The sequence below is a fragment of the Clostridium sp. 1001270J_160509_D11 genome (assembly GCF_015667935.1).
Lineage (GTDB): Bacteria > Bacillota > Clostridia > Peptostreptococcales > Peptostreptococcaceae > Intestinibacter.
On the sequence record NZ_JADPET010000142.1, the window covers coordinates 3840 to 7686 of the forward strand.

Consider the following 3847-nt stretch of genomic DNA (forward strand, 5'->3'; position numbering starts at 1 on the left):
GAAGAAGCTGAACATGCTGCAAAATTCGCAGAATTATTAGGAGAATGTGTTGTTGCTGATACAAAAGCAAACTTAAAAGCTAGAGTTGATGCTGAATACGGTGCAACTGATGGAAAATTAAAATTAGCTAAAAGAGCTAAAGAATTAGGATTAGATGCTATACATGATACAGTTCATGAAATGTGTAAAGACGAAGCTAGACATGGTAAAGCATTCTTAGGATTATTAGAAAGATATTTTGGATAAAATAAGATTTTTATATACAGAGGTGTTGTGAAATAGAGATATTTTGCAACACTTTTTTTATTATAAGGAAATTACGTATTATCTGAGTCGCATGACGAAGAGAATTTTAAGCAACGGAATCTTTGATTCATTGGCGCCATGAACGAAGTGAATTTTATATCTAAATTAATATATTTAGAAGGATTTGAAGATAAAAATTTTAAATATTAAATATATGATATAATTAGAAAAAACTAAGCGTTATAAGGGGGATTAATATGAGTTTAATTATAAGAAAAATTGAAAAAGACGATTATAAAGAAGTAGAAGTTTTGACGAGAGAGGCATTTTGGAATGTATATAGACCAGGGTGCAGTGAACATCTAGTACTACATAATTTGCATCACAATTCTAAATCAATAGAAGATTTAGAATTAGTTGTAGAGTGTAATGGGAAGATTGTAGGACATATTGTCTATACAAAGGGATATATAGATGGAGTTGATAACGAAACGTTTATAACATTCGGTCCTATCAGTGTACATCCAAAATTCCAAAGAAAAGAAATAGGAAGCAAACTGATCAGAATATCTATGCAAAAAGCAGCGAGATTAGGATATAGTGCTATTTTTATAACAGGAGATGAAAATTATTATAAAAGATTTGGATTTGAAAGTGCATCAAAATACAAAATCCACCTTGAAGGTGTACCAGTAGAAGACGAAGCTCCATTTTTTATGGTTAAAACTTTAAAAGAAGATGCATTAAATAATATAGAAGGATTTTTTATATTTGACGATTGTTATAATGTAAATCAAGATAAGGTTGATGAATTTGATAAAAAATTTGAACCTAAGAAAAAAGAAAAAAGAGCTGGACAGTTAGAATTTTAAATAAAGGAAATTCAAAGCAAAGATATTATGAAATTGCTAGTTATCTAATAAGAAAATAATTTTTTTAAAAAATTTAAAAAATATGTTTAAGATGTTACATACGTGGTATATATAAAGTGTAAAGTTTAAGATTTACAAAGATTAATAAATTTTTTAAAAAAAGTAAAAAATGTTTGAAAAAAATATCTTTAGGGTATATACTAAAGAGACAAATATAAGAAGAATTGTATAATATTAGGAGGAATTTAACTATGAAGAAATGGGTATGCCAAGTATGTGGATATATATATGAAGGAGAAAACGCACCAGCTGAATGTCCAGTATGTCACGTTGGAGCTGAAAAATTCGAAGAATTAAAAGGTGAAATGGTTTGGGCTGACGAGCACAGAATAGGTGTAGCTCAAGGTGTAGACGAACAAGTAGTAGAAGAATTAAGAGCTAACTTCACTGGAGAATGTACAGAAGTAGGAATGTATTTAGCAATGAGTAGACAAGCTGATAGAGAAGGATATCCAGAAGTAGCAGAAGCTTACAAAAGAATAGCTTTCGAAGAAGCTGAACATGCTGCAAAATTCGCAGAATTATTAGGAGAATGTGTTGTTGCTGATACAAAAGCAAACTTAAAAGCTAGAGTTGATGCTGAATACGGTGCAACTGATGGAAAATTAAAATTAGCTAAAAGAGCTAAAGAATTAGGATTAGATGCTATACATGATACAGTTCATGAAATGTGTAAAGATGAAGCTAGACACGGTAAAGCATTCTTAGGATTATTAGAAAGATATTTCGGATAAGATAAAATATTCATTAAATAAAACCTTATAAAAAAAAGACCTTACAAAAGTAGGGTCTTTTTTCAATTCTAAGGAAATTATATATTATCTGGTTTGTGGATAATGTATAATTTCCAACCTATTAACTAAAGCAACGGACGAAGTCGTTGGCGCCATGAGCGAAGCGAATTTTTTCATACATAAAATTAATAAATATCATCTTCTTCTAATTCAATTAAGCCTTTAGAATCTAAGAACTCTTGTTGTAATTCTAAAACCATCTCGATTTGCTCTTCTGTTAAATCATCAGCGCATCTGTCGTATATAAATTCAACCATTTCTTCTATTGAAACTTCCATCATTATGTATCCCTCCTTTATTTTTATTGCGAATAATATAATACAGGAAAAAGTAGGATAAATCTTGTGGTAATTTATGTAATATAGTGATGGAGATATTTTTAATAAAGCCTAAATAAAGCATAATTTATAGAATTACATTTTGTTTAAAAATTATATATCAGTAAAATAATAAATAAAGATATTAATAAAATAATAAATAAAAAGACGTATTTTAAATAAAAATACGTCCAAAATTTAAATTTATAAATATAAAATACTTTCTTATTTATCTAATGCTTTTCCAGTAAAAGCAAGTGGTAAAAGTTCGCCTAATGTATGTTCTAAATAATCATCAGTATCTTTTGCTATTATAACTTTGAAAGTATCTAAATCGCAAAACTCAGCCATAACCTGTCTACATACTGCACAAGGTGCACAGTAGTCACCTTCTCCTTGTTTGATACCTGCTTTATTTCCTACTATTGCTATAGCTACAAACTCTTTATTACCTTCTGATATTGCTTTGAAAATTGCAGTTCTCTCAGCGCAGTTTGTTGGTGTATATGCTGCATTTTCTATATTACATCCTTGATATATTGTTCCATCAGCTGCAAGAAGAGCTGCTCCAACATTAAAGTTTGAGTATGGTGTGTAACAGAATTTTTGAGCCTCAAATGCTTTTTCTATTAATAATTCTCTATTTATCATTGTTTTTTCCTCCACATTTTCTTTGAAAATTTGATACATTGTCATTAGGAGACATAATCAAATGCATAAGTTTATCCATTTCATTGACTTTTATAAAGCCTTTGTTGTATTCAATAAGTTTTTCATTTACTAATTCTTTAATAATTCTATTTACACTTCTAATATTAGATCCAACGCCTTCTACCAAAATATCTTTGTGAACAGTATCTATATTATGTTCATCAAGAAAGTTCCATAAAAAGAAGATAAGTCTTGATTTTAATGGGTAAGTTACATTGGCTCTACTATTTATAGATGTATAATACATTTTTTCAGAAACCTGAATATGTATAAAAAATGAAAAATCACTATCTGATTTAATCCATTTTAAAAAATGAGATTTTGGTATTTTTATAGCTTGGCAAGGTTCTATAGCTTCCACAAAATTTAATATTGGTTTGTCAATAAAGGCCTCTAATTCGCCAAATATCTCATAATTGCAGTAGATGCGCTCTAAATATTTAACTCCAGTAGGTGTCAGGGAATACACCTTAACCTTTCCAGTTTTTATAATGTACACAAAATCAGACTTTTCATTTTGAATTAAGATTTTATCAAATGTATTAAAGTTTATATTTGAAAAACTATTTTTTATAAAGTCTGGACACGTATCTAAATAGAAAGATAGTTTGTTCATTTTAAATCTCCTCATAAACACTTTGAGTAAAGTATAATGATTATATCACAATAAATATTAAAATCAATAAGTATAATTGAATTAGGGGACAAATGTCCAAAATAAAAGTTTATATAATATATTATAAATAAATATAAGAAAAATTTACAACCCTTGTATGAATAATTATTAATATATAATTAGAAATAATTGAATATTAAAAAAGTTAAAAATAAATGTTTAGTTTTAGAT

Annotated in this window: 5 protein-coding genes and 1 pseudogene; 3 read left to right on the forward strand and 3 right to left on the reverse strand. The window is 27.9% G+C overall.

Features of this window, described 5'->3' with window-relative positions:
- From I4U58_RS11500 to I4U58_RS11510, 3 genes and pseudogenes are all read left to right on the forward strand, one after another.
- Positions 1–246 (forward strand): annotated as a pseudogene (locus tag I4U58_RS11500) (NADH peroxidase); the annotation flags it as partial.
- Between the two features lie 257 nt (positions 247–503).
- Positions 504–1118: an N-acetyltransferase gene (locus I4U58_RS11505; RefSeq protein WP_195931490.1), complete on the forward strand. Its 615-nt coding sequence runs from the start codon at positions 504–506 to the stop codon at positions 1116–1118.
- 251 nt (positions 1119–1369) lie between these two features.
- Entirely contained in the window at positions 1370–1912 is a 543-nt protein-coding gene (locus I4U58_RS11510; protein ID WP_195931491.1) for an NADH peroxidase, read from the forward strand.
- Between the two features lie 185 nt (positions 1913–2097).
- Here the strand turns inward: I4U58_RS11510 and I4U58_RS11515 are convergent, their stop codons facing one another.
- From I4U58_RS11515 to I4U58_RS11525, 3 genes are all read right to left on the reverse strand, one after another.
- On the reverse strand, positions 2098–2253 hold the full coding sequence (locus I4U58_RS11515; RefSeq protein ID WP_195931492.1) for a hypothetical protein: 156 nt from the start codon (positions 2251–2253) through the stop codon (positions 2098–2100).
- A 261-nt stretch (positions 2254–2514) separates the two neighbouring features.
- Entirely contained in the window at positions 2515–2940 is a 426-nt protein-coding gene (locus I4U58_RS11520) for a cytidine deaminase (RefSeq protein WP_195931493.1), read from the reverse strand.
- Positions 2930–3616 carry a Crp/Fnr family transcriptional regulator gene (locus tag I4U58_RS11525; RefSeq protein ID WP_195931494.1) on the reverse strand — a complete coding sequence of 229 codons (687 nt, stop codon included), beginning with the start codon at positions 3614–3616 and terminating at the stop codon, positions 2930–2932. The genes I4U58_RS11520 and I4U58_RS11525 overlap by 11 nt, the downstream gene beginning before the upstream one ends.
- Positions 3617–3847: the final 231 nt, after the last annotated feature.